26 protein-coding genes and 4 tRNA genes are annotated in these 23521 nt (G+C 70.5%); 18 read left to right on the top strand and 12 right to left on the bottom strand.

Annotated elements, in window-relative coordinates; translation table 11 throughout:
• Positions 1-211: 211 nt before the first annotated feature.
• The 8 genes from V5O46_RS29595 to V5O46_RS29560 all read right to left on the bottom strand — a co-directional run bounded on the left by V5O46_RS29595 (position 212) and on the right by V5O46_RS29560 (position 4680).
• Positions 212-592 carry a DUF3291 domain-containing protein gene (locus V5O46_RS29595; RefSeq protein ID WP_332887796.1) on the bottom strand — a complete coding sequence of 127 codons (381 nt, stop codon included), beginning with the start codon at positions 590-592 and terminating at the stop codon, positions 212-214.
• Between the two features lie 87 nt (positions 593-679).
• Positions 680-2245 (bottom strand): MFS transporter, encoded by a 1566-nt coding sequence (locus V5O46_RS29590; RefSeq protein ID WP_332887795.1) that lies wholly within the window; start codon positions 2243-2245, stop codon positions 680-682.
• A 179-nt stretch (positions 2246-2424) separates the two neighbouring features.
• Positions 2425-3027 carry a TetR/AcrR family transcriptional regulator gene (locus V5O46_RS29585; protein ID WP_332887794.1) on the bottom strand — a complete coding sequence of 201 codons (603 nt, stop codon included), beginning with the start codon at positions 3025-3027 and terminating at the stop codon, positions 2425-2427.
• 154 nt (positions 3028-3181) lie between these two features.
• On the bottom strand, positions 3182-3610 hold the full coding sequence (locus V5O46_RS29580; protein WP_332887801.1) for a MaoC family dehydratase: 429 nt from the start codon (positions 3608-3610) through the stop codon (positions 3182-3184).
• Between the two features lie 8 nt (positions 3611-3618).
• Positions 3619-4071, bottom strand: a complete 453-nt coding sequence (locus V5O46_RS29575; RefSeq protein ID WP_332887793.1) for a MaoC family dehydratase N-terminal domain-containing protein — start codon at positions 4069-4071, stop codon at positions 3619-3621.
• Between the two features lie 164 nt (positions 4072-4235).
• Complete coding sequence (rpmG, locus tag V5O46_RS29570; protein WP_003948671.1) at positions 4236-4400, bottom strand: 50S ribosomal protein L33; 165 nt, start codon at positions 4398-4400, stop codon at positions 4236-4238.
• Positions 4401-4488: 88 nt separating this feature from the next.
• Positions 4489-4561: transfer RNA gene (locus V5O46_RS29565), tRNA-Met, on the bottom strand.
• Between the two features lie 46 nt (positions 4562-4607).
• Positions 4608-4680: transfer RNA gene (locus V5O46_RS29560), tRNA-Thr, on the bottom strand.
• Between the two features lie 321 nt (positions 4681-5001).
• Between V5O46_RS29560 and V5O46_RS29555 the strand changes: the two genes are divergently transcribed.
• Both V5O46_RS29555 and V5O46_RS29550 read left to right on the top strand, forming a co-directional pair.
• On the top strand, positions 5002-6279 hold the full coding sequence (locus tag V5O46_RS29555) for an amidohydrolase family protein (RefSeq protein ID WP_332887792.1): 1278 nt from the start codon (positions 5002-5004) through the stop codon (positions 6277-6279).
• 233 nt (positions 6280-6512) lie between these two features.
• Positions 6513-7169 carry an NAD(P)H-binding protein gene (locus V5O46_RS29550; protein ID WP_332887791.1) on the top strand — a complete coding sequence of 219 codons (657 nt, stop codon included), beginning with the start codon at positions 6513-6515 and terminating at the stop codon, positions 7167-7169.
• A gap of 289 nt (positions 7170-7458) precedes the next feature.
• Here V5O46_RS29550 and V5O46_RS29545 read toward each other — a convergent pair.
• Positions 7459-7548 (bottom strand) — tRNA-Tyr (locus V5O46_RS29545).
• A 114-nt stretch (positions 7549-7662) separates the two neighbouring features.
• Between V5O46_RS29545 and V5O46_RS29540 the strand changes: the two genes are divergently transcribed.
• Positions 7663-8451, top strand: a complete 789-nt coding sequence (locus V5O46_RS29540) for an NUDIX domain-containing protein (RefSeq protein WP_332887790.1) — start codon at positions 7663-7665, stop codon at positions 8449-8451.
• On the opposite strand, the gene V5O46_RS29535 is transcribed toward V5O46_RS29540, so the two are convergent.
• Positions 8435-9442: an XRE family transcriptional regulator gene (locus V5O46_RS29535; protein ID WP_332887800.1), complete on the bottom strand. Its 1008-nt coding sequence runs from the start codon at positions 9440-9442 to the stop codon at positions 8435-8437. The two genes, V5O46_RS29540 and V5O46_RS29535, sit on opposite strands and share 17 nt — an antisense overlap.
• Positions 9443-10054: 612 nt before the next feature.
• Here V5O46_RS29535 and V5O46_RS29530 point away from each other — a divergent pair.
• The 13 genes from V5O46_RS29530 to V5O46_RS29470 all read left to right on the top strand — a co-directional run bounded on the left by V5O46_RS29530 (position 10055) and on the right by V5O46_RS29470 (position 20477).
• On the top strand, positions 10055-10231 hold the full coding sequence (locus V5O46_RS29530; protein ID WP_332887789.1) for a hypothetical protein: 177 nt from the start codon (positions 10055-10057) through the stop codon (positions 10229-10231).
• A gap of 116 nt (positions 10232-10347) precedes the next feature.
• Entirely contained in the window at positions 10348-10620 is a 273-nt protein-coding gene (locus V5O46_RS29525) for a DUF6284 family protein (protein ID WP_332887788.1), read from the top strand.
• Positions 10617-10976, top strand: a complete 360-nt coding sequence (locus tag V5O46_RS29520) for a hypothetical protein (protein ID WP_332887787.1) — start codon at positions 10617-10619, stop codon at positions 10974-10976. Before V5O46_RS29525 ends, V5O46_RS29520 begins: the two co-directional genes overlap by 4 nt.
• Complete coding sequence (locus V5O46_RS29515) at positions 10973-11836, top strand: protein spdB (RefSeq protein WP_332887786.1); 864 nt, start codon at positions 10973-10975, stop codon at positions 11834-11836. Before V5O46_RS29520 ends, V5O46_RS29515 begins: the two co-directional genes overlap by 4 nt.
• Entirely contained in the window at positions 11836-12243 is a 408-nt protein-coding gene (locus V5O46_RS29510; protein WP_332887785.1) for an RRQRL motif-containing zinc-binding protein, read from the top strand. The genes V5O46_RS29515 and V5O46_RS29510 overlap by 1 nt, the downstream gene beginning before the upstream one ends.
• Positions 12243-12560, top strand: coding sequence for a hypothetical protein (locus tag V5O46_RS29505; RefSeq protein WP_332887784.1), 318 nt, complete (start codon positions 12243-12245; stop codon positions 12558-12560). The genes V5O46_RS29510 and V5O46_RS29505 overlap by 1 nt, the downstream gene beginning before the upstream one ends.
• Positions 12561-12709: 149 nt before the next feature.
• On the top strand, positions 12710-14836 hold the full coding sequence (locus V5O46_RS29500) for an FtsK/SpoIIIE domain-containing protein (protein ID WP_332887783.1): 2127 nt from the start codon (positions 12710-12712) through the stop codon (positions 14834-14836).
• A gap of 204 nt (positions 14837-15040) precedes the next feature.
• Positions 15041-15508 (top strand): hypothetical protein, encoded by a 468-nt coding sequence (locus tag V5O46_RS29495; protein WP_332887782.1) that lies wholly within the window; start codon positions 15041-15043, stop codon positions 15506-15508.
• A 13-nt stretch (positions 15509-15521) separates the two neighbouring features.
• On the top strand, positions 15522-15989 hold the full coding sequence (locus tag V5O46_RS29490; RefSeq protein ID WP_332887781.1) for a hypothetical protein: 468 nt from the start codon (positions 15522-15524) through the stop codon (positions 15987-15989).
• 90 nt (positions 15990-16079) lie between these two features.
• Positions 16080-16931 carry a bifunctional DNA primase/polymerase gene (locus tag V5O46_RS29485; protein ID WP_332887780.1) on the top strand — a complete coding sequence of 284 codons (852 nt, stop codon included), beginning with the start codon at positions 16080-16082 and terminating at the stop codon, positions 16929-16931.
• A 2-nt stretch (positions 16932-16933) separates the two neighbouring features.
• Positions 16934-18412 (top strand): ATP-binding protein, encoded by a 1479-nt coding sequence (locus V5O46_RS29480; RefSeq protein ID WP_332887799.1) that lies wholly within the window; start codon positions 16934-16936, stop codon positions 18410-18412.
• 451 nt (positions 18413-18863) lie between these two features.
• Complete coding sequence (locus V5O46_RS29475) at positions 18864-19049, top strand: helix-turn-helix transcriptional regulator (protein ID WP_332887779.1); 186 nt, start codon at positions 18864-18866, stop codon at positions 19047-19049.
• A 60-nt stretch (positions 19050-19109) separates the two neighbouring features.
• Complete coding sequence (locus V5O46_RS29470) at positions 19110-20477, top strand: tyrosine-type recombinase/integrase (protein ID WP_332887778.1); 1368 nt, start codon at positions 19110-19112, stop codon at positions 20475-20477.
• A 165-nt stretch (positions 20478-20642) separates the two neighbouring features.
• Here V5O46_RS29470 and V5O46_RS29465 read toward each other — a convergent pair.
• A tRNA-Tyr gene (locus tag V5O46_RS29465) sits at positions 20643-20724 on the bottom strand.
• A 233-nt stretch (positions 20725-20957) separates the two neighbouring features.
• Here V5O46_RS29465 and V5O46_RS29460 point away from each other — a divergent pair.
• Entirely contained in the window at positions 20958-21446 is a 489-nt protein-coding gene (locus V5O46_RS29460) for a YajQ family cyclic di-GMP-binding protein (RefSeq protein WP_332887777.1), read from the top strand.
• Between the two features lie 130 nt (positions 21447-21576).
• Here the strand turns inward: V5O46_RS29460 and V5O46_RS29455 are convergent, their stop codons facing one another.
• A complete protein-coding gene (locus V5O46_RS29455; RefSeq protein WP_332887776.1) occupies positions 21577-21843 on the bottom strand; it encodes a GlsB/YeaQ/YmgE family stress response membrane protein in 267 nt (88 codons plus the stop codon).
• Positions 21844-21964: 121 nt separating this feature from the next.
• Between V5O46_RS29455 and V5O46_RS29450 the strand changes: the two genes are divergently transcribed.
• Positions 21965-23227: an APC family permease gene (locus tag V5O46_RS29450; RefSeq protein ID WP_332887775.1), complete on the top strand. Its 1263-nt coding sequence runs from the start codon at positions 21965-21967 to the stop codon at positions 23225-23227.
• The last annotated feature ends 294 nt before the right edge of the window (positions 23228-23521 follow it).

Below are 23521 nucleotides of genomic sequence, written 5' to 3'. Positions count from 1 at the left end.
CCGCCCCCCCCCCCCCCCCGCCCGGGGGGGGGGCCCGGGGGGGGGGGGGGGGGCCCCCCGCCGCGATTTCCCGCATCTCGCGCGCGTGGGGTCACTTCGTGCGGACGGCGTCGACGAGTTTGCCCAGATCCCCACGCCTCGCGCACGCGAAGTCACTCGCCTCGTCCTGGAGCGGGTCGAGGACGTTGCGCCCCACGCCTCGCGCGCGGGGTCATTTCAGGCGCCGCTGCGCCTCCGCCCAGCTCACCGGGAGGTCGTCGCTGGACGACGCCCAGGTGGTGAACCTGGCGTCCAGCATCTGCGGCGCCAGCCCCCGGGACGTGGGCGCGTGGGGGCCCGAGCGGGCGAAGTCCCCGAGCGCCTCGGGCGACTCCCAAGCGGACAGCGTCCAGAACGTCCGTTTGAACGGCTCCGCCTTCAGCGTGGCCCCGTACGCACCGGGAGCGTGGCCGACCTGCCGCCACACGCCGGGAGTGCGGAGCAGGAACTTCAGCGCTCCCCAGAGGGTGCGGGTCTCGAAGCGGGAGGCGAAGACGTGCACCTCGGTGGCGGGTGGGGCCTGGTGGGGCACGGTCCAGGGCAGGGTGGGCATGTCGGGCTCCTTTCAGCGGGGCGGGTGCCCGCCGGTTTACGCAGGTACGTCGGCGACGCGGGTACGCCGCTGCGGGTCGGATCCGGGTCAGCGGGCTCCGGTTCCGGCGCTCCCCGCGGACTGCGCGTCGGGCGTGCCGGTCGTGGACCTGGCAGTCGTTGACCCGGTGGTCGTGGACTCGATGGTCGTGGACTCGGTGGCCTTGGACCTGGTGGCCGTGAACCTGGTGGCGGCGGGCGGGGATGTGGGCTCGGTCACCCCCAGTCTCTGCGGCCCGCGGGCACTGGCCGGGATCAGCAGCGCCGCGATTCCCGCCAGGGCGACCATGGCCGCGCCCACTGCGACGGCCGGACGCAGCCCGTCGACGAACGCCTGCCCGGACTCGTACCCGCCCTGCGCCGCGAAGATCGACGCCATGACGGCGATGCCGAGCGCGCCGCCGACCTCGCGCAGCGCGTTGTTGGCGCCGGAGGCGATGCCCTGCTCCCGGGGTATGACGCTGGACATCACCAGGGCCGAGGCCGGAGCGAAGAACAGGGCCATGCCGATGCCGCTGATGATCAGCCCCGGCAGCTGGCTGCCGTAGGAGGCGTCGGCCGTGACCACGGAGGCGAGATAGCCCAGGCCCGCCGCCTGGAGGAACAGGCCGGTGGCGACCACCGGCCGGCCGCCGATCCGGTCGGAGAGGATGCCGGCGACCGGCGCGATGAGCATGGGCATGCCGGTCCACGGGAGCATGCGCAGCCCCGCCTCGGTCGGCGAGTAGCCGAGCACGCCCTGCATGTACTGGCTGAGCAGGAAGATCGACCCGAACATGCCGAGGAACATCAGCAGGCTCGCCGCGTTGATGCCGGAGAAGGCCCGGGAGCGGAACAGCCGCATCGGGAGCATGGGGTTGGCGGCACGGGTGCTGTAGAGGACGAAGCCGACGAGCAGCGCTCCCCCGGCGAACAGGGCTGTCAGTACCGGGGTCCCGGTCCAGCCGTCGACCGGCCCGCGGACCAGTCCGTAGACGACGCCGAAGAGTCCACCGCTGGCGAGCAGCGTGCCGGGGAGGTCCAGCGGGGCGCCGGTGCCGTACGACTCGGCGAGGCGGAGCCGGGCCAGCGGCAGCAGGGCGAGGCCGAGCGGTACGTTCAGCCAGAAGATCCACTGCCAGGAGATGTACTCGGTGAGGCTGCCGCCGACCAGCGGCCCGGAGGCCACGGCGAGCCCGTTGACGGCGCCCCAGATCCCGAACGCCATCCCGCGCCGTTCGGCGGGCACGGCGGCCGTCAGCAGGGTCAGCGTCAGCGGCATCATGATCGCCGCGCCGACCCCCTGGACCGCGCGGGCGGCGATCAGTGCGTCGATGCCGGGTGCCATGGCCGCGGCGGCGGAGGCGACGGTGAAGATCGTGATGCCGGCCAGGAAGAGCCGTCGGCGGCCGAAGCGGTCGCCCAGGGCCGCGCCGAACATCAGCAGGACCGCGAAGGTGAGGGTGTAGGCGCTCACGGTCCACTCGAGGTCGTGCAGCGCTCCGCCGAGATCCTCACGGATGGAGGGCAGCGCGGTCACGACGACGAGGTTGTCCAGGGCCGCCATGAAACCGGCGACGCTGGTGATGGCGAGGGCCCATAGAGCTCCCCCGCGATGAGCGGGCTGTGCTGACATCTCTCCCCCAGTGAGTGATCGTCGATCTTGATTAGTGATTGATGACTAACTTCATGGGCGACGGAAACCGGATCGCAGGAAGCCGTCCCCCCGTCCGGAGCACACGACACGGGACCAGCAGCGGGACCGGGACCGGCACCGGCATGCCAGCGGCACGCACGGCGCGCCGGCCTCTCCGGCTAGGCGCCTTCGGCGTCCTGCGGGGCGCCGACGGACCGGGCATCGTCCTGCATGATCCGGGCCGAGACGTTGAGCCCCTCCCAGACCCGGTGCCCCCGCGGGAACCCCATACCGGCCAGGGCGTTGATGAGCATGCCGTACGCCATGAAACTCGTCGTCTCCTCGACGTCACCGCCGAGAGGGATGTGCACGGTGTCCCAGAGCTCCATCCAGCCCCGGCGCACCATCTCGCCGAACTCGTGGTCGCCCGCCGACTCGGCCGCCGCGACCGTGACATAGATGTGCAGCTGCAACTGCAGACGCTCAGGGTGTTCGGTGATGAGGCGGGCGTAGGACTCCGCCATCGCCTTCAGCGCCTCTTCCCCGCTCAGCCCCTCCGACGCCTCCTCGAAGTGCCGGCGCATGTCCTGCAGACAGCGCTCCGCCACCGCGAGGAACAGCGCCTTCTTTCCCGGGAAGAGCCGGAAGAGGTACGGCTGGGAGACCCCGACCCGCTTGGCGATCGCCTCCGTGGACGTGCCGTAGTAGCCGCCCCGGGCGAACTCGCTCATCGCCGCGCGGATGACGCTCTCACGCCTCTCCTCTGCGCTCATCCTGACCACGGCAACGAAGTTAGTACTCAATCACTAACTTAGCAAGGGCGGGCAGGAGGTAGCGCAGAGAAGGCGCTGACGTCGCACTCCGTCGCACTCCAGTGTGCGTAAGGGGCGCCCTCCAGTGGAGGACGCCCCTTACCGACGTTCAGGTACCGGCTCTTCAGCCGAGCCGCACGACCGCCCGGGACATCCCGAGGACCTTCTGCCCGGCGCTGGTCGCGGTCAGGTCGACGCGGACCAGGTCGTCGTCGAGCTTGGCCGCGACCTTTCCGCTGACCTCGATCACGGCTCCCTGATCGTCGTCCGGCACTACGACGGGCCTGGTGAAGCGGACGCCGTACTCGACGACCGAGGCGGGGTCGCCGGTCCAGTCGGTCACCACGCGGATCGCCTCGGCCATGGTGAACATGCCGTGCGCGATGACGTCCGGGAGGCCGACCTGCTTGGCGAACCTCTCGTTCCAGTGGATCGGATTGAAGTCGCCGGATGCACCCGCGTACCGGACGAGGGTGGCGCGGGTCACCGGAAAGGCCTGGGCGGGCAGTTCGGTGCCGACCTCGACATCGGAATAGGAGATCTTCGCCGTCATCGGAATGCTCACGCCTCCTCGGCCGCGCGGGCCACCAGCTTGGTCCAGGCGGTCACGACATGCTCGCCGGCCTCGTCGTGGACCTCGCCGCGGATGTCCAGGACGTCGTTTCCGGCCAGCGACTTGATCGACTCGATCGTCGAGGTGACCGTGAGGCGGTCACCGGCGCGCACCGGGCGGACGTAGGCGAACTTCTGGTCGCCGTGCACCACCCGGCTGTAGTCCAGGCCGAGCTGAGGGTCCTCGATCACCTGACCGGCAGCCTGGAAGGTGATCGCGAAGACGAAGGTCGGCGGAGCGATCACATCCGGGTGTCCGAGCGCCTTGGCGGCTTCCGGGTCCGTGTAGGCAGGGTTGGCGTCCCCCACCGCCTCCGCGAATTCACGGATCTTCTCGCGGCCCACTTCGTAGGGCGCGGTGGGCGGGTACGCCTGCCCCACGAAGGACTGGTCGAGCGCCATGGGCTCGCTACCTCCTGCTGATCTCTGCTGCTGCCTGCTGCCTGCTGCCTGCTGCCTGCTGCCTGCTGCCTGCTGCCTGCTGCCTGCTGCCTGCTGCCTGCTGCTGACGAAACGACGTGAGGCCGCCCCCATTATTCGGGGACGGCCTCACGAACGAGCCTGATTTATCGCGTTTCGCGGTGCGCAGTGTGCGCGTTGCAACGCGGGCAGTGCTTCTTCATCTCAAGACGGTCCGGGTTGTTACGCCGGTTCTTCTTGGTGATGTAGTTCCGCTCCTTGCACTCCACGCAGGCCAGCGTGATCTTCGGGCGGACGTCGGTGGCAGCCACGTGAGTGCTCCTTGACGAACGGATTGACTGATATAACGCAAGAAGAGTAGCCGATCGAAGGACCGACCCCGCAATCGGCTACTGACAGTAGCGGTGACCGGACTTGAACCGGTGACACAGCGATTATGAGCCGCTTGCTCTACCGACTGAGCTACACCGCTGCGGTGTGAGCAGATCCCGCCTCGCGACGGGAGCCTCTCTCACCAGAGCCCCAAAACGGAATCGAACCGTTGACCTTCTCCTTACCATGGAGACGCTCTGCCGACTGAGCTATTGGGGCGAGCGATGAAGACATTACACGCTCGGCCGCCGTTCACCCAAATCCGTTTGACCGGCTCCTCCCTGGCCCCGGCACCGCGGGCCGACAGCCTGGTCGCCGGGCCGCCCCAGGCGCCTCGGCCGTACTACCAGCCTTCCTCCGCACCGCCCTACGTCCCGAGGTGTGGACCAGGGCCGGGGGCATGGGACCGCGCACCACACCGGTACGACTATTGCGCTCCTGCGCGCTCCCGGCTGGTCACCGCCCTAGGCTCGACTCACTCTGCGTGATCTTGCGTCCTCCTTCTCCCCCACGGCGCAGCCCCGAGCCCAGAGGAGCGCGATGCCCGACAGCCAGCCGCAGCCACCCCACTCGTCCTCCCCGTCGGGTCCGGCCGACCGGAGCTCGCTGCTGCTGTCCGGGGCCCGGCTCACCGACGGCCGGACCGTGGACGTACGGCTGCAGGGCGGGCGCATCGAGGCGGTCGGCACCGCGGGCAGCCTCACCGTCGCCGGCGTGCCCGGCACCGGCGTCCGCGTCGACCTCAGGGGCTATCTGCTGCTGCCCGCCCCGGCCGAGCCCCACGCACACGCCGACACGGCACTGACCGCCGACGGCGACGGCCACGGCGACGGACCGGTCTCGCACGACCCGTGGGACGTCCAGCGCCGGGCCACGGAGGCGGCGCTGCTGCACCTCGGACACGGTGCGACCGCGCTGCGCGCGCATGTGCGGGTGGGGGACGTGCCGGGCCTGGGCGCGCTCACCGCCGTGCTGCAGGCGCGGCGGGCGCTGCGCGGGCTGGCCGAGCTGACCCCGGTGGCGATGCCGAGGGTGCTGACGGGGGTGGCCGGGGCCGACGGGCTGGCGATACTGCGGGACGCCGTCAAGATGGGCGCGGGCGTGGTGGGCGGGTGTCCGGATCTGGACCCCGATCCGACCGGGTACGTGGAGGCGGTCCTGGAGCTCGCGTCCGAGCACGGCTGCCCCGTGGACCTGCACACGGACGCCGCGGAGCCGGCACGGCTGGCCCGGCTGGCGGCAATGGCGGGCGGGCTGCGCCCGGGAGTGACACTGGGGCCCTGCGGCGGGCTGGGCCGGCTGCCCGCCGAGGTGGCCTCCCGGGCGGCGGACCAGCTGGCGGCGTCCGGCGTGGCAGTGGTGTGCCTGCCGCAGGGCGGCTGCGGGACCGTCGCGGGCCGCGCCGACACCGCGCCGGTACGACTGCTGCGAGCCGCCGGGGTGCGGGTCGCGGCGGGAAGCGGCGCACTGCGGGACGTGTCCAACCCGGTGGGGCGCGGTGATCCGTTGGAGGCGGCCTATCTGCTGGCCTCGCGCCATGCACTGCGTCCGGACGAGGCCTACGACGCCGTGAGCACCTCGGCGCGGGCGACGCTCGGCCTGCCGGAGGTACGCGTGGAGGCGGGATTCCCGGCCGAGCTGCTTGCGGTCCGCGGGGACCGGCTGGCCGGGGCGCTGTCCCTCGCGTACAGCCGGATCGTGGTGCACCGGGGGCGCGTGGTGGCCCGGACGAGCGCGGTGCGGGAGTACGGGGACGCGGAGGCAGCAGACAGCGCGGAACCGGGGCTGCCGCGACAGGGACGGGGCGAGGTGCCCTGAGGGCGACCGCAGTACCGGGGCCGGGCAGGCGGACAGGCGGCGCGGAGCGGAACAGCGGCCGCCGCGACGGACGGCGATGCCCCGAGGCCGGTAGCAGAACCGAAGACCGGGTGGACGGCCAGGCGTACGAACTGGCTGCACGATACGGACCGGCGGGCTCTGGTGGCCGTTTCCTGCCCGGACACGCCGAACTCGTGCGGCGCACACCGCCGTCCGGGCGTACGGTCGAAGGCATGCGCATTGTCATCGCTGGTGGTCATGGTCAGATCGCGCTGCGGCTGGAGCGGCTGCTCGCCGCGCGCGGAGACGAGGTCGCGGGCATCATCCGCAAGCCCGAGCAGGCGGACGACCTGCGGGCAGCCGGTGCCGAACCGGTCGTCCTGGACCTGGAGTCGGCCTCGGTCGAGGAGGTCGCCGAACGGCTGCGGGGCGCGGACGCGGCGGTCTTCGCGGCGGGCGCGGGTCCCGGTAGCGGGACGGCCCGCAAGGACACCGTCGACAAGGCGGCGGCGGTCCTCTTCGCGGACGCCGCGGTTCGGGCGGGTGTAGGGCGCTTCGTGATCGTGTCGTCCATGGGGGCGGATCCCCGGCGCGAGGGGGACGAGGTCTTCGACGTCTACCTGCGCGCCAAGGGTGAGGCCGATGCGCATGTGCGGACGCTGGACGCGCTGGACTGGACGGTCCTGCGGCCCGGTCAGCTGACCAACGACGCGGGCACCGGCCTGGTCCGTCTGGAGGCGCACACGGGCCGCGGTCCGATCCCCCGCGACGACGTGGCCGCGGTCCTGGCCGAGCTGGTCGACACCCCCGCGACGGCGGGCCTGACGCTGGAACTGATCGGCGGCTCGGCACCGGTGTCGGTGGCGGTGAAGTCGATCGCCGGAAACTGAGCAGATCCTCGCCCGAGCCGAGCCGGTCGGTCGTCGTGTTGCCGGTGTGTCGCCGTGTCCTCGTGTCCCCGTGCCCCCGTGTCGTCGGCCGAGTTGAGGCCCAGGCGAGACACGGCGCCCCGGACCGGACCGGAACGCCCTGAGGGCGGGGGGGTCCGCGCCCCCGTCACGCAGTCCGGGAACGAGAGGACGAAGGCAAGACGGACCGTGTCGGCGGACCGGCTTCACGGCCGCACGATGAAGAGCCCGTGACCTGCTGAATAGCAGATCACGGGCTCTTTGCTCCGTGTGGCGGCGCCAGGATTCGAACCTGGGAAGGCTGAGCCGGCAGATTTACAGTCTGCGCGACGATCACGCCGTGACCTGTGGCTATCTCCCCTTGGAGGCTCCACTGCCCCACACGTGCCCCGTAGGCCATCCGACGACCGGAGGAAGCGTGACCCATCCCCGCTACGCTGGTACGCACCACGTCAGAACGGAGAGTGCTCCGCGGATGGGACCGAAGACGACCAAGGTCTACGAGACGCTTCGCGCGCGACTCGCGGCAGGCGAGTACGCCCCTGGCGACAAGTTCCCCTCGGAACGCACGCTTGTGGAAGAACTCGGCATCGGCCGGACGGCCCTACGGCAGGTACTCGCCCGTCTCGTCTCAGAGGGACTGTTGGAGGTCCGCGGACGGAGTTCGTACCGGGTACCGGGCGCGGTGAGCGTTGAGCGGCCCGAAGGGGTGGAGCCCTGGCGCATCCATGGCGAGCGCGACGTGTACGACAACCGATGGGTCAAACTCCAGCTCTGGGATGTGGAACCGCCGGGAGTGAAGCGGTTCGAGCACCACGTCGTGAGGCTTCACCACGTAGCGGTCACTGCTGTCATTGATGATCAGGACCGCGTTCTGATGATGTGGCGTTACCGCTTCGTCCCGAAGCAATTCGGCTGGGAGCTCCCGGGCGGCATCGTCGACCAAGGGGAAGACCCGGCGGACACGGCGCTGCGGGAGACCGTCGAAGAGACGGGGTGGCGGCCCAAGTCGCTGGAACACGTCGTGAGCTATCAGCCCATGGTCGGCATGGTCGACTCACCGCACGAGATCTTCGTGGGGCACGGCGCTGAGAAGGTCGGTGAGCCGACCGACCTGGAAGAGGCCGGCCACATCGAGTGGGTACCTCTGGCGGACATCCCCGGGCTCATGGCCCGGGGTGAGCTGCTGGGCTCAGGCACCCTGGTCGCGCTGCTCCACATTCTGGCGGCTCGACGCACTCAGGGACTCACAACCGCGCAGTGAGCAGGTCGACGCGACGGCGCTGCCGCACTGAACTGGTCCGGCTCGCCAGCAGGCGAGCCTGTCGCAGGTGCGTACTGGCGTCGTCGTACTCGGCTCGCGTGAGGTGCGCTTGGGCCAGGTCGGTGTGGAGGCCGCTCCGCGCGCGCACAAAGGTCGGGTCCATCACTTCCAGCGCGCTGTAAAGGCTGGTGACCGCTGAATCCTCCCCAAGCAGGGCGAGCACGTTCCCGTGCCACCTGGCGAGATGGGCACCGTTCAGGAAGATGCTCAACATGTCCGGGTCCCGATCCTCGGGGCCCGGCGGGATGACAGCCATGGCCGCATCCAGTGCACGCCTTGCGTCGTCCGGCATCCCGGCATGAGCGCACATCTCAGCTTCCGCGGCGTAGAGCCACGCCCGAAGCCTCGCGGAACCAGATTGCCCGACGGTGCGCTGAGCATCGCGCACCAGGTCAACAGCGAGCGCCGGCCGCCCCGCCTCACAGAGCACGTAGGCCTGCTCACCCATCGCATGCGCTAGATACATAGGCTCTTCAGCGTCGCGCGCTGCTCGCTTGGCGAGTTCGTAGTGCCGCCACGCCCGCTCAACAGCTCCCGAGTCGATTGCCTGCCACGCCGCGAGAGTTGACGCACCGGCGAGTGCGAGCGCCACGGGTCGACGCGTAGCGGGCAGTACTGCGAAGTTGAGGGCATCTTCCAGGGCTGCAAGGTGTCCACTCATCTGGTCGACCAGAGCCGCTGCACCCCTCTGCCGGTCCATGGTGCGCAGTAGCTCGGTCTGGTCGTTGAACGTCTTCACCATGGACTCACTGACGCTGCTGGCCGAGTCGATCCGGCTCAGCAGGTCGTCGTAGCCGTCTGCGAAGGGTGCCGCCGGTGCTGGTGCGGCGTCCCGCAGCTCCCCGTCGGTGACTCCGAGGAGCTGCCGCAGGACACGCGCGTACCGGTCGGAGATGGTGCGTTTGCCGTTCTCCCACTCGGACACGTACACCCGCAAACTCGCGGTTGATGCAACGTCCGTGAGGTTCCGCAGGGCGAACTGCTCAATCTCCCGGATCAGCCGCTCCTGCGACCATCCGCGCGCCGTTCGCGCGCTTCGAAGTCCCGCACTCACGGGCCACCTCCTGGTGTTGGCTCCCCTCCCACCACCTTGCCAGCATGGCGCACATCGCCGCAGGTCAACAGGGGTTAACAGGACGGATGTTAAGCCCTGTTGGCTACCGGCGGCCCTACTTCCAGAGGTCTTCTGGAAGTGCACCGCGGCGGTTCGATTGCCGTTCGAATCCGCGAACCACCTTGACACTGGTGCGCACCAGATGCACTCTACTGGTGCGCACCAGATTTCGGGCTGGTCCCGGCATCACGGTGTGCAGTGCAACGCCCTGAGGGCTCCGTGAAACGGGCTTGAAGGAAGCGCCAGCTCTTTGAGAACTGCATAGGTGGGTCCCGTCTCCCCGAGTCGAAAAGACGGATCGCGCGGCAGGAGGCCACGCCCCTGGTCCCGCGGTGTTGATGCCGCGGTCGGCTGCCTCTCCTTCCCGTCCGCTTCGCGCATGGCGTGAGGGCGTACGGGAGGGGGCGCGGGGAGTCGAGAGGAGAGGTCATGCGCAGGATCACCAATCCCAAGCACTACAAGGCCGATCAGGTCGGCAGGTACGTCGACTACGAGGGTGAGCGGCACGTGATCACGGATGTGGGCGGTGGCTGCTTCACGCTGGTCCGCCTGCGTGACGGCTACGGCAGGAACGTGCCGATCCATGAGGTCGACCGCCGCCGCTGAGACCGCCATCACCCACCCCGTACGAGCGGGGTTCACCGCAACGGCGCGCGCCCCCGGAGCTGCAACTCCGGGGGCGCTGTTCGGGCCGTTTCACCTGCGAGGGAGAACCACGACCCATGAATCACATCGTCACTGTTCAGGAAGCTGTTACCGCGTTCGCGGAGTGGCTGGAGCCGACGGACGCGGAGCTGGAGGCGATCGAGCAGGAGATGCCCGTCGTCCTGGCGGACGTCGACCTGGTCGACGCGCAGATCACTGCCCTGGACCGGGTGCCGTGCGAGCTGGACGCGCGGCGTGTCCGCCGGGCCCTGGCCCGGGTGCTGGCCGAGCGCCGGGAGCTGGCCAACCGCACCGCCGGCGGCGCGAGCCTTCCGGGGGGTGCGGCATGACGGACGCCATCACCCTGGCGGAGATGACCGCGGGTCTGCGGGCGCTGCGCATGCTCGCGGCCGAGTGCGCGGACCTGCCTGCCCCGTTCGTGCATCTGTCGCCCCTCGGCCCGCAGCGGCTGGAGCTGTCCTTGCACGACGTGGACCTGTCGGGTGACACCTTCGCGGTGTTCGAGGTGTGGCGCGAGGCGCTCGGCCTCGCCACGGACGCGGTCACCTTCCGGGTCCAGGGCAACGGCACCACCCGCGTTCTGCGCGCGGAAGGCTCCTACGGCGGTGTGAGCACCGCCCTGACCGCCTACGCGGACACCCCGCCGACCGCCACCACGACCACGGCGGCGGGCGGTGCGGCATGAGGGCCAGGACGGTTCTGCCCGCTGTTGCGATGACGGCGGTGTCCATGGTCCTCACGCTGGCTGTGGTGGTGATGTGGCTGGGGGCGGCGGTGCCGTGGCCGGTTGCGCTGGTGGTCGGTGTCGGTATCGACGGTGGCTGGCTGGCCACCCTCGCCTACGAACGGCGTCTCGCCGCGCAGGGCGACCACAACCGCACGGTGACCGGTGTCGGCTGGGCTTTCGGCCTGGTCGCGACCGGGGTCCTGGTCGCGCACGCGGCGAGCGTCGGTGACGGTGCTGCCGCGTGGCTGGCCGTCGCCTGGCTGCCCGTCGCCGCAAAGGCGCTGTGGCTGGTGCACGGGCTGTGGGAGCGCACCGCGCTCACGGCGAACGCGCTGGGGGCGATCCGGGGTATCCAGCAGGAGGCGCGGGACGAGGCGGCGGTGGCGCGGGCCCGGCTGCGGGCCGAGGCGGCCACGGAGGAGACCCGGCTGACGGCCGTGACCGAGGCCGGTGCCCGCGTCGCACGCGTCCAGGCCAAGACCGCACAGACCCTCTCCGCGGCGTGGTCGACGCTGGAGGCGGCCCGCGAGGGTGAGGACACCGGCAGGGCGCTGACCAGCGTGACGCACCGGGTCACGCCCGGCGTCACACCCCGCTGGGAGCTGCCGGTGTGGGGCCCGACCGAGCCGGTTTCCGGCCGTGCGCTGGAGACGGGCCCGGCGCTGACCGATGACGCGCTGGATGTGCTGGTCGACGAGATCCGGCACAGCCAGGCACCGCCGCTGTCCTACCGGGACATGGCGGCCCGCTTCCGCGCCGCCGGCCATGCCGCCTCCGAGGTCCGGTTGCGGGCCGCGTGGAAGCGGGTGGCGGTCTGATGTCGGCGGCGTTCGGCAAGTGCTTCGACCCGGCCGGCGCCCGCTACGGCATCCCCACCTACCCCTGGCGCTACGCCCCCGACGGCCTTGCCACGCGTGGGCAGTTACGGGCCCGCGGCCTGCGCCCCGGGGGACAGCCGATCGCGGCGCAGGTGATGCGGGCCGGCCGGAAAGCCGTGGGCGGGGTGCGGGTGGCCTACCTGTACCGGCTCGACCACGCCAAGCCCGTGCGGCCGATGACCTCACGCAAGTGGGGCGCGCTCGCTTTGGCGATGCTCGCCCGCCGTACCTGCCCCAAATGCCAGATCACCTACAGCTACTGCCTGCCGACGTCGCTCGGCATGTGCGTGCTGTGCGCTGACTCCGCCAACACCGCTGGCCCGCAGGGGCTGGAAGGGAGTACCTGATGGGCAACTCCGACCTGCGCCGTCTGGACCGTGCGATCCGGGCGACGGAGAAGAAGCTCGAAGCCGTGCGGCGGGGTGAGTGGTGGCCGCTGAACGGCCGTGAGCGCAGGGCGATGACCCGCGCCCTGGTCGGCGGCTCGTACCGGGTGGTGCGCGGTCGCAGCACGGACCGCGCCGAGCAGCGGATGGACTCCACCGGCACGGCCGCCGAGACGCGGCTGACTGCGGAACTGTCCGCGCTGCACGGCGAGCGGCAGCGGCTGGTGACCGAGGCCGCCCGCGCCAAGGCGGCCCGGAAGGCGTCGGGGTGGTGGTGACCGCCCCGGCCGGCGTACTGCCCGCCGCGTGACGCTCACCGGCACCTCTGTTTCCGCCCGGGGTGGCCGTCCCTGCCACGGACCCGGCCACCCCGGGCCCTTCCGCTCACTCCCGCCCCGCAGGGGGCAGTCAGGAGACGTCTCTCATCATGGGTGACAACGTCGTTCACCTGAACAAGCCCACCGACCCCCCGACCGCCGACAACGCCCCCACCGTGCTCACCGTCGTGCCCGACACCCCGCCCGCCCCGCCGGTGCCGTTGTGGGTACGCTCCGGCCGCGCGGTCAAGACGGCCGTGACGCACGAGCGGACGCGGTCGACCGGCCGGGCGGTGGCCCGGCACAGCCTCTACACCCTCAACGGCGGTCGGATCGTGGCCCGCCGCACCTGGGACGGCCGTACCGGCTCCCGCTACGAGCGGATGATCCGCGCCGCCGAGGCCGCGGGAAACCTGGAAGCGGCCGAGGAGTGGGAGGACCGGTTGCAGCGCTTCCGCGCCGCCCGCCACCACCGCCGCATGGACCTGCTGCACTCACCCGTGGAGGCCGCCAAAGGCGTCGCCGTCGGCGCCGGCATGAGCATCGGCGCGCTGGTCGCCCTCGGCGTCATCATGGCCCTCAACACCGGCCACGCCGCAGACGTCATCACCCCCCTGTCCGCGACCATCGACTTCATCGCCCTGCTGATCCGGATCGTGCAGATCGTGTGGGGCCCGGCGCTCACGATCGGCCCGTTCGTCGCCCTGCTCGCCCTGTGGTCGGTCGGCCGCAAACAGCGCGCAGCGCCGCAGTGGGCGCTGCCGGCGAACGTCCGGGGCAGCGAGGGTGAGCCGATCACCCCGTCCATCGTCGTCAAGGCCCTGCGCGACCTCGGAGTCCCTGCCCTGCGCAACGCCATCAAGGAGATGGGAGACGCCGGCGCGTCCATGCTCGGACCGATCACCATCGCCGGATGCGGCGTAGAGGTCGATGTGACCCTTCCGTCCGGGGTGTCGACGGTGGAGGTGCAGAACAAGCGCCGCAAGCTCGCCGAGAACCTGACCCGGCACGAGCACGAGGTGTTCATCACCATCCCCGAGGCGGCGCGAACCGTGCGGCTGTGGATCGCCGACTCGGGCGCGCTGGATGAGCCGATCGGCCCGTCACCGCTGGTCACAGATGAGACGCTGACCGCGAACTACAAGACGGGTCGGGCCCCGTGGGGGCAGGATCTGCGCGGGGACGCGGCTGAGCTGAGCGTGTATCAGCGCCACCTGCTGGTCACGGGTCTGTCGAACCAGGGCAAGACGGCCGCGCTGCGGGCGCTCGCGCTGTGGCTGGCGCTGGATAGGACGGTGCAGTTCTGGATTGCCGACCTGAAGGGTGTCGGTGACTGGGCACCGTTCGATGGCATCGCGAAGGTCCTGATCGAGGGTCCCTCGGACAGCCACTGCATTCAGGCGACCGAGATGGTTGAGGACGCGGTGGAGGAGATGAACCTGCGGATCGAGGCGGTTCGCAAGGACCCGTCCCTGGTGTTCCCGCCGCTGATCGTGCTGGTGGACGAGGCGCAGAAGGCGTTCATGTGCCCGGCCAAGGGCGAGGACGGCCGCCCCTACGGCGGCGCCAAGGCCACCTCCCGGTACTTCATGGCGGTGCGTGAGATCCACAACCAGGGCCGTGCGGTCGACGTGCTGATGTGGCAGGGCACGCAGGACCCCACCGACCAGAACCTTCCCAAGCTGGTCCGCGAGGGTGCCCACACCCGTGCCTCCCTGGTGGTCGGCACCGAATCTCAGGCTGAGATGGCGCTCGGAGCCAAGGCCGTCAACGCCGGCGCCGCCCCGCACCTGCTGCGCCAGGGCCTGGACAAGGGAACGCTTGTGGTCGCCTCCGACGGCATCGCGATTCCCGCCGGCCAGTCCTCCATCACCGTGCGCACCCACTTCATCGACAACGAGCCTGCCGCCGAGATCGCCGCACGGGCCAAGGCCCTGCGCGACGGAGTGGCCACCCTGCACGCAATCGAGCGTGACGAGGAGCGCGATGCGCTCGCCGACGTGGCGGCAGTCATCGGGGACGCGGCCCGGATGCGCACGGATGAGGTGCTGAAGCGGCTGCACGCGCTGGATGTGGCCGTCTACCGCGAGTGGAACAACGTCCGCCTGAAGCGGCTGCTGGAGGAGCACGGCGAGGAGCCGAAGAAGTCCCACGGGGTCATGGTCGTGCGCCGCGACGACGTGGCCCGCGCGCTCGCCAACCGCGACTGTGAGGGTTCCGCTTCCGCCGCCGAGTAGCGGGGAGGAACACCCGTCCGGCCCGGGGAAGCGGGGAGAACTCCCCAATCGCCTCCCCGGGCTCACTTCCCCGCGCTGATCAGCACAAACATCCATTCGGGGAGGCGGGGAGGCGCCCTGGTCAGACCCCCGAAACACCCCTCCACACGGCACCCCGAAGGGGGTGCCTCCACCTCCCCCATCGAACACCGGAAGGGATTCCGTATGTACCCCGATCACTCGCACAGCGTGCCCGTTCAGCGGGCCGTGGAAGTCCACCAGCCCACCCTCCTCCCGCCCGCCGCCGTGCAGCTGGCGCCGGTCGTGCCGGTGCAGCCCGGCAGTGTTCCGGCGGTGGCGAGCGTCGTCCTGCCGGACGGCCGCGTCGTCACCGGCTACGCCATCAACCCCGCACAGCCCGAACCGGCCGTCGCCAAGCCGGCCGTGTCCCGAACCGCGGTCAACGTCGCCCTCGGCGGTCTCGGCTTCGCCGCCGTATGCGGGGGGCTGCTGCTTCTCACCGCGTTCATCACCGCGCTGACCGCGCTCATCACCCAACTCATCACCCTCGCCGCGGTCGTCTTCGGCGGATGGATCGCCGTGCAGGTCTTCCGCGCCAGCGACCCCAGCCGGGGCGGGACCACGGTCAACGTCCGCAAGGCCACGTTCAAGCGCAACCACTTTCACGGCTGACAAGGAGCCCTGCGTGTTCGAGATCCGCGTCATCTGCGACCCCGCCGACACCGATCGCGTCACCACTGCGCTGACGACCGCGTTCACGACCGGCGACGTGCGCCGCTACCCGACCCGTGACGGCAAGCGCACCCGCCTCTACCTCACCGCCGGCCACCGCCCCACACCGCCGGTATGGCCCACCCCGGAGCAGGCGTACGCGAACGCTCCCAGCATCAACAGCGAGATCGGATGGACGGCCCGCTTCCTCGCCGACGCCGAGTGCTTCACCGAGCTGGACCGGGAGTTCTACCTGCGCAAGGCCGCCCTGCTGGACCGCATCGACCTGCTCGACGAGCCCGGCGCCACGGACGGCGACGCCACCGAGACCGCGTGCGCGGCGGCCGTGTTCCTGCTCGACATGGACCAGCCCGACGTGATCTGCGACCCGCGCGCCTACGTCCGTCAGCAGTACGCGCTCACCCTGACCGACCACCAGTAGCTACGCCAGGGGCGGCCCCCACCTCTCGCCAAAGAACGCGGGGCCGCCCCTGCCAGCCAGAACCCGTCAAGGAACTGGAGATACCCCAGCATGACGCAACCCACGCTCTATCCGCAGCACACGGCGCTGAGTCTCGCCGCTTCCGGCGTGCCCGTGCTGCCCCTGCGCCGGGGCAAGGGCCCGTTCTCCAACTGCACGGCGTGCGCGGACAACGCGTGCGGCGGCCGGCCGAACATGAAGATCCCGGGCCCGTGCCGCTGCCCGGCCCCGTGCCACGCCTGGGCCGCCGCCACCACCGACCCGGCCGTCATCGTCTCGCCCGAGTGGGCGGCGGCGTGGCGGCGGGCGGTGTGCGTCGGCTACCACCCCGGCGGCGCCGGCCTGACCGTCGTCGACCTGGACGACGCGGACGCCATCGCCTGGGCCCGCACCGCCCTGCCCACCACACGGACCGTGCCGACCACGCGCGGTCAGCACTGGATCTACCGGGGCGCCATGACGTCACGGAACGCGGCCCGTCCCGGGGTCGACATCAAATCGACCATGGCTTACGCCCGCTACCTCGGACCCGGCACCGGCCACATGGCCGACCTGCCGGACGCCGTGCGCGCGCTGGCCGCCAAGGAACCCTCCCCGGCCCGCCCGGCGCCACATGCGGCCGTCGTGCCCACCGGTGCCGGGGGCGGGGAGTGCCCCCACCGCACGCCCGCCTACCTGGCCCGTGGCATCGCCATGGCAGAGCAGCGCATCACCGAAGCGTCCAGCGCGGTCCACGCGACCGTGTACCGCACCTTCCTCGCCGTGCTGTCCACGCACGGCCGGTGCGGCTGCCTCACCGACACGCACGTCGCCCGTCTGTTCACCGCCGCGCAGACCAAGGGGGAGACGGCCCGGCACTGCACCGACGCGTGGACCAACGCCCGCACCACGTTGGGACTGTGACCATGTCCGACGACGACAAGAGCCCCGCCCGCGAGATCATCACCGACTACGCGCAATCCCACTTCCGGTACTTCCGCACCGCCGACGGGACCGTGTACGCGCAGCGCAACGGCCACCCCGTGGCCCGCCCGATCCGCTCTCAGGGCACCACGGGAAGCCACCGGCAGGAACTCATGGTCGGCCTCTTTCGGGACGGCATCGGCGTGTTCAACGGCACCGCCATGAAAGAGGCCCTCGACTTGATCGAAGCGCTCGCGCTGACCGAGGACGTCCAGCCCGTGCACATCCGCGTCGCCCCCGGATACGACGGGGCCTCCTGGCTGGACCTCGGGCGCAGCGACGGGCAGTCCGTACGCGTCCACCCCACCGGCTGGGACATCCTCACCCCCGACCCGCAGGAAGTCTGCTGGCGGCGCACCCAGCTCACAGGGGAGCTGCCCCTGCCGGTGAAGGACACCGACGGCAAGGGCATCGATCTGCTGATGCGGCTGTGCAACTTCGCCACCGCCGAGACCGAGTGCCTGGCCATCGCCTGGCTCATCGGCTGCCTCGCACCATCGGTACCTGTCCCGGCGCCGTTCCTCACCGGCCCGCAGGGCGCTGGCAAGTCCACCGGCGGGCGGATGCTCGTGCGGATCATCGAGGGCATGACCGGGGACCTGCGCCGGGCCCCGAAGGACGAGGAGAACCTGACCACGGCCGTGGCCGCCGGATGGATCACCGCCCTGGACAACCTCTCCCACATGACCCCGGACCTCTCCGACGCCATGTGCTGCATCGTCACCGGCGCCGAGAACGTCAAACGCGCCCTGTTCACCGACGGGGACGTCTTCCGCATCGGCTACCGCCGCCCCCTGCTCCTGACCGGCATCGACGTCGGCGTGATCCGGCCCGACCTCGCCGAACGGCTCCTGCCGCTCCGCCTGGAACGCCCCCGCTTCCGGCGCACCGAGGCGGAACTGTGGTCCGACTTCGCCGAAGCGCTGCCCGTGATCCTCGGCTCGCTCCTGGACCTCACCGTGCAGGTCCGCGCGGCTGAGGCGGACATCCCCACGGACCTGCGCATGGCCGACTTCGCGCACCTGTGCGCACAGCTCGACGCAGCCACCGGCCTCGGAGCTCTCGCCGCCTACCGGGCCAGCCTGGACGACCTCAACGACGACGTCATCGAGGGCGACCTGCTGGCACAGACGGTCCTCAAGCACGCCGCCGACATCGACCCGGGCACCGAACATCGGATGACATCCGCCGAATGGCTGCACCGCCTCACCGGCCTCTACACGGGCGAGGACTTCCGTCCCCTGCCCAAAGGGTGGCCAACCACCGGCAAGGTGCTCTCCGACCGCCTCAAGCGCCTACAACCCACCCTCGCCGCCCGAGGCGTCCTCATCGACTGGGGACGCACCAAAACGGCCCGCTACATCCAGATCGCGCGGCCGGCCGCCGCCCCGTCACCGTCCGAGCAGGAAACGGCGTTCTGACCGAGCGGCACCACGACCGCCCGAACAGCAAGAGGAGCACCCGTCCCCGCGTGCTCCTCTTGCTGTTCGGCGGCAGCGCCGCCCTGCGAGGGTCGCGCCGCGAAGCGGCCCCTTCTTCGCTCTCTGAGCCGCACCGCAACAGACACCACCACCCCCTCCTTTGTCCGAAGTAGGAAGACCCTGCGTCACCTGCGTCACCCGGGCCCCTGAAGCGGCCGGTGACCTGCCGAAAGACGGGTGACGCAGACGGCCGAATCCTGCGTCACCCCGCGTCACCCGCGTCACCCCCTGAGGCGGCTCTACGTCACCGGTGACACACCCCCAAGGCCCTGCGTCACCCCGAAATTGCAGGTCAGACCCACGAATGACGCAGATGACGCAGATGACGCAGAAATCCGCACCTCGGACAGACGCACTCCCCCAAGACCACCCCGAACGAGGAGTCGCAACAATGGCCCGCCCCAAGATGCTCAAGCTCCGCGAAGTACTCGAAGAGATCGAGATGAGCCGCGCCGCGTTCTACCGCATGCGCGCCCGCGGCAAGGCCCCCAAACTCATCAAGCTCCCCAACGGACATCTCCGGTGTCGCCGCAGCGACCTGGACGCGTGGTGGGCCACGCACGAGATAGCAGCCTGATCCCTGACCGCACCGATGGGGCCCCGCCATGGCGGGGCCCCTTTCGCAGGAAGGCCCTCGATGGGGAAGACGTACGACGTTCGGATTTGGTCCGTCCGCCAGCGGAAGGACCGTGGACAGAGCTCCGCAGAGTTGCGCTGGAAGACGGGCGGGACGCCTCACTCACAGACGTTCCGTACCAAGACACTGGCGGAGGGCCGGCGCGCTGAACTGCTGCGGGCTGCGCACGCCGGCGAGCCGTTCGACGAGTCCACCGGGTTTCCGCTCTCCGAGTTGCGGCAGCGCAACGACGTGAGTTGGTACCAGCACGCCCGCGAGTACATCGAGATGAAATGGCAGCACTCCCCCGGCTCGACTCGCCGGACGCTCGCGGAAGCCATGGCCACCGTGACGCCGGCTCTCGTCAAAGACACCAAGGGCATGGCCGATGCCACGGCGGTTCGCACGGCCCTCTACAGCTGGGCATTCAACGTGAGCCGCCGCGACCAGGACCCTCCCGACGAGGTGGCCGCCGTGCTGGCATGGTTCGAGCGGAAGTCCCTGCCCACGTCCGCGCTGGCCGACCGTATGCAGGTACGCGCCGCCCTGGACGCTCTGACCAGGAAGCTGGACGGCGCCACAGCGGCGGCGTCGACCATCCGCCGGAAGCGGGCCATCTTCCACAACGCACTCGGCTACGCTGTTGACGCCGGACGCCTGACGGACAACCCCCTGCCACAGGTGCAGTGGAAGGCTCCGGAGCAGGTAGCTGAGGAACTGGACCTCGCTTCAGTGCCAGAGCCCCGGCAGGCTCTCGCCTTGCTCGATGCCGTCCGCAAGCAGAGCCCCCGCGGGCGGCGCCTGGTCGCGTTCTTCGGCTGCATGTACTACGCGGCGGCACGGCCGGCGGAAGTCATCGGTCTGCGTCTCCAGGACTGCGACCTGCCCCGCCGGGGATGGGGAGCTCTGCGACTGCGAGAGACCCGTCCGCGCTCGGGGTCGGCTTGGACGGACAGCGGGGAAGCGCACGACCGGCGCGGACTCAAGCACCGGCCTCGGAAGGCAGTCCGCACCGTGCCGATCCCGCCCGATCTCGTGAACCTGCTGCGGTGGCACGTCACGGCGTACGGCGTGGCCCCCGACGGGCGGCTGTTCCGGACGCAACGCGGCGGACTCATCCAGGACACCGGATACGGCGAGGTATGGGCGGAAGCCCGCGCACTCGCTCTCGCGCCCGCTCAGTGCGCGTCGCCGTTGGCGAAGCGCCCTTATGATCTTCGCCATGCCGCCGTGTCCACGTGGCTCAGCTCCGGGGTGGAACCGCAGGAGGTAGCCGCGCGCGCCGGCCACAGTGTGGCCGTGCTGTTCCGGGTGTACGCGAAGTGCCTGGACGGCGCCGCCGCCACGGCGAACTCCCGGATCGAGCGGGCACTAAAGAACGGCAGGTAGGAAGGGCCGGAAGCTGCCCCACACCTGCCCCACACGGGCTGATCAGCACCCGAATCAGAGTGAGACACACTGGGAAAAAGCACCCATAGCGATCAAGCCTCGCCCGTGAACGCCGAAAGGGCCTGTGACCAGAATTGCTGCTGGTCACAGGCCCTTTTGATCTTGTGGCGGCGCCAGGATTCGAACCTGGGAAGGCTGAGCCGGCAGATTTACAGTCTGCTCCCTTTGGCCGCTCGGGCACACCGCCTGGGTCGCTGCCCGTCACGCCGCTCTTCGGCGGTGCTCCGTGGCAACGACGTAAACAATACCCGATGCGGAGGGGTGCTTCGCCACCGGATTGATCTGCACCGCGGGGGCGGGGTGTGGCTAGGCTTGTCCGGATGCGGTCCGGGCCCTGCCGGGGCTCGGCGGCCGTCCACGTTTGCCGGTACGGACCCGACCCGCACCCCACACGCACTCGGACACAAGGAGCCACAGGACATGGCCGACTCCAGTTTCGACATCGTCTCGAAGGTCGAGCGGCAGGAGGTCGACAACGCCCTCAACCAGGCCGCCAAGGAGATCTCGCAGCGCTACGACTTCAAGGGCGTGGGTGCCTCTATCTCTTGGTCCGGTGACAAGATCCTCCTGGAGGCCAACTCCGAGGACCGCGTGAAGGCCGTTCTCGACGTCTTCCAGTCCAAGCTGGTCAAGCGCGGCATCTCGCTGAAGGCGCTGGACGCGGGCGAGCCCCAGATCTCCGGCAAGGAGTACAAGATCTTCGCGTCGCTCCAGGAGGGCATCTCCCAGGACAACGCCAAGAAGGTGGCAAAGATCATCCGCGACGAGGGCCCGAAGGGCGTGAAGGCGCAGGTGCAGGGTGACGAGCTCCGGGTCACCTCCAAGAGCCGCGACGACCTCCAGGCAGTGATCGCCCTGCTGAAGGGCAAGGACTTCGACTTCGCGCTGCAGTTCGTCAACTACCGGTGAGACGCTGAACCGGCGGAAGCCGGACGGCCGATCCGGCTCTGAGGAAGCCGGTCAGCCGCGGCTGGGACGAAGGGTGGGCACCTGTCGGTGTCCACCCTTCCGCTGTGGGCTGCGCCCGCGGTCTTCCGGGTCAGTCGCGTGAGTTGCCGAACAGGATGCGGTAGGCGATCAGGAGGACGAGTGAGCCGCCTACCGCCGCTGCCCAGGTGGCACCGTCGTAGAAGTCCTTGGTGATGGGGTGATCCAGCCAGCGGGCCGATATCCAGCCACCGAGGAAAGCACCGGCGATGCCGATGAGGGTGGTGCCGATGAGGCCGCCCGGGTCTCGGCCCGGCAACAGGAACTTGGCGATGGCTCCGGCCAGCAGCCCCAGGATGATCCAACTGATGACGGTCATGCCCTGAACCTGCCCTTCCTATGGTGTTCACACATTCTCGACCACGCGATTTCACGCTGTCCTGGCGAGAAGGACGACACGACCGCACCCTGCGGTTGCAGTGATCAGTAGGGTGCCGTTCATGACATCTCCCGCCGGTCCCGGACTGCGGCGCACCCTGGGCGTGGGCGACGCCGTGGTCATCGGGCTCGGATCGATGGTGGGAGCGGGGATCTTCGCCGCCCTGGCCCCCGCCGCGCGTGCCGCCGGTTCCGGGCTGCTCCTCGCACTCGCGGTGGCTGCCCTGGTCGCCTACTGCAATGCCGCCTCCTCGGCCCGGCTGGCAGCCCGCTACCCGGCCTCCGGCGGGACCTACGTCTACGGGCGTGAGCGGCTCGGGGAGTTCTGGGGCTATCTGGCCGGCTGGTCGTTCGTGGTCGGCAAAACGGCGTCCTGTGCCGCGATGGGGCTCACCGTGGGCGCCTACGTCTGGCCGGAACAGGCGCACGCCGTCGCGGTCGCGTCGGTGGTGGCACTCACCGCGGTGAACTACGGCGGCGTCCAGAAATCCGCCTGGCTGACCCGGGTGATCGTTGCTGTGGTCATGGCCGTCCTTGCGATGGTCGTGGTCGGGTGTCTGGCCTCGGATCGGTCCGATGCAGGGCGTCTGGAGTTCGGGACTTCGGTGGATGCCGGCGGCGTGCTTCAGGCGGCCGGTCTGCTGTTCTTCGCGTTCGCCGGGTACGCGCGCATCGCCACGCTCGGTGAGGAAGTACGCGACCCGGCACGCACCATCCCCCGCGCGATCCCACTGGCCCTGGGCATCGCCCTCGCGGTGTATGTCTGCGTGGCGGTGGCTGTCCTCTCCGTCCTGGGGACTGCCGGGCTCGGGCAGGCCACGGCGCCGCTGGCCGATGCAGTCCGGGTGGCCGGCTTCCAGGGGCTGGCGCCGGTGGTGCGGGCGGGTGCCGCGGTGGCCGCGCTGGGCTCGCTGCTGGCGCTGATCCTGGGTGTCTCACGGACCACGCTGGCCATGGCCCGCGACCGCCATCTCCCCGGCGCACTGGCCGCCGTTCATCCGCGGTTCCAGGTGCCGCACCGGGCGGAGCTGGCCGTGGGTGCGGTGGTCGCCTTGCTTGCGGCCACGGTGGACGTCCGGGGCGCGATCGGGTTCTCCTCCTTCGGTGTACTGGCCTACTACGCGGTGGCCAATGCCTCGGCCTGGACGCTCGACACCGCTCCGGCGGCGCGCTTCGTACCGGCGGTGGGGCTCGCCGGTTGTGCGGTGCTGGCCTTCTCACTGCCGGTGGCCTCGGTCGCCGCGGGTGCAGGTGTGCTGATGGCGGGGGCGATCGCCTACGGAGTGCGCCGGGGATATCGGGCACGGCGGGGCGTCTCGCGGTAGGCCCTCCCCGGAGTGGGCCCCCAGACCTCCTCGTCGGGGTTCCTGCGTCCGTGGTCGCAGTCGGCGACGCACCGCCGCCGCAGCCCGTTCGCCGGAGGGCGGGCTGTCGAGCAGGGGCAGCAACCCCTGCTCCGGTCTGAACTCGCCGCCCGCTATGCGGAGGTCCGGCTCGGCGGGCAGCGGGGGCATGGGGACGCCCGGGGTGGCCCGGCAGACGGCCCGGGCGGTGAAGCCCAGCCCCGTGGTCGGGTGTTGTGGGTCCTGTCCGCCAGTCGTGCAAGCAACTGCTCGTTC

It is taken from the genome of Streptomyces poriticola, from assembly GCF_036689765.1.
GTDB classification, from domain to species: Bacteria; Actinomycetota; Actinomycetes; order Streptomycetales; family Streptomycetaceae; genus Streptomyces; species Streptomyces poriticola.
This window is presented reverse-complemented; position numbering and strand designations above follow the sequence as displayed.

Excerpts from the sequence above, each read along its gene's own strand:
- V5O46_RS29485 (WP_332887780.1), top strand. The coding sequence starts at position 16,080 with ATGACGCAACCCACGCTCTATCCGCAGCACACGGCGCTGAGTCTCGCC.
- V5O46_RS29515 (WP_332887786.1), top strand. The coding sequence starts at position 10,973 with ATGAGGGCCAGGACGGTTCTGCCCGCTGTTGCGATGACGGCGGTGTCC.
- V5O46_RS29460 (WP_332887777.1), top strand. The coding sequence starts at position 20,958 with ATGGCCGACTCCAGTTTCGACATCGTCTCGAAGGTCGAGCGGCAGGAG.
- V5O46_RS29520 (WP_332887787.1), top strand. The coding sequence starts at position 10,617 with ATGACGGACGCCATCACCCTGGCGGAGATGACCGCGGGTCTGCGGGCG.
- V5O46_RS29475 (WP_332887779.1), top strand. The coding sequence starts at position 18,864 with ATGGCCCGCCCCAAGATGCTCAAGCTCCGCGAAGTACTCGAAGAGATC.
- V5O46_RS29450 (WP_332887775.1), top strand. The coding sequence starts at position 21,965 with ATGACATCTCCCGCCGGTCCCGGACTGCGGCGCACCCTGGGCGTGGGC.
- V5O46_RS29530 (WP_332887789.1), top strand. The coding sequence starts at position 10,055 with ATGCGCAGGATCACCAATCCCAAGCACTACAAGGCCGATCAGGTCGGC.
- V5O46_RS29575 (WP_332887793.1), bottom strand. The coding sequence starts at position 4,071 with ATGGCGCTCGACCAGTCCTTCGTGGGGCAGGCGTACCCGCCCACCGCG.
- V5O46_RS29555 (WP_332887792.1), top strand. The coding sequence starts at position 5,002 with ATGCCCGACAGCCAGCCGCAGCCACCCCACTCGTCCTCCCCGTCGGGT.
- V5O46_RS29500 (WP_332887783.1), top strand. The coding sequence starts at position 12,710 with ATGGGTGACAACGTCGTTCACCTGAACAAGCCCACCGACCCCCCGACC.
- V5O46_RS29590 (WP_332887795.1), bottom strand. The coding sequence starts at position 2,245 with ATGTCAGCACAGCCCGCTCATCGCGGGGGAGCTCTATGGGCCCTCGCC.
- V5O46_RS29480 (WP_332887799.1), top strand. The coding sequence starts at position 16,934 with ATGTCCGACGACGACAAGAGCCCCGCCCGCGAGATCATCACCGACTAC.
- V5O46_RS29455 (WP_332887776.1), bottom strand. The coding sequence starts at position 21,843 with ATGACCGTCATCAGTTGGATCATCCTGGGGCTGCTGGCCGGAGCCATC.
- V5O46_RS29470 (WP_332887778.1), top strand. The coding sequence starts at position 19,110 with ATGGGGAAGACGTACGACGTTCGGATTTGGTCCGTCCGCCAGCGGAAG.
- V5O46_RS29505 (WP_332887784.1), top strand. The coding sequence starts at position 12,243 with ATGGGCAACTCCGACCTGCGCCGTCTGGACCGTGCGATCCGGGCGACG.
- V5O46_RS29495 (WP_332887782.1), top strand. The coding sequence starts at position 15,041 with ATGTACCCCGATCACTCGCACAGCGTGCCCGTTCAGCGGGCCGTGGAA.
- V5O46_RS29580 (WP_332887801.1), bottom strand. The coding sequence starts at position 3,610 with ATGACGGCGAAGATCTCCTATTCCGATGTCGAGGTCGGCACCGAACTG.
- V5O46_RS29540 (WP_332887790.1), top strand. The coding sequence starts at position 7,663 with ATGGGACCGAAGACGACCAAGGTCTACGAGACGCTTCGCGCGCGACTC.
- V5O46_RS29510 (WP_332887785.1), top strand. The coding sequence starts at position 11,836 with ATGTCGGCGGCGTTCGGCAAGTGCTTCGACCCGGCCGGCGCCCGCTAC.
- V5O46_RS29525 (WP_332887788.1), top strand. The coding sequence starts at position 10,348 with ATGAATCACATCGTCACTGTTCAGGAAGCTGTTACCGCGTTCGCGGAG.
- V5O46_RS29550 (WP_332887791.1), top strand. The coding sequence starts at position 6,513 with ATGCGCATTGTCATCGCTGGTGGTCATGGTCAGATCGCGCTGCGGCTG.
- V5O46_RS29595 (WP_332887796.1), bottom strand. The coding sequence starts at position 592 with ATGCCCACCCTGCCCTGGACCGTGCCCCACCAGGCCCCACCCGCCACC.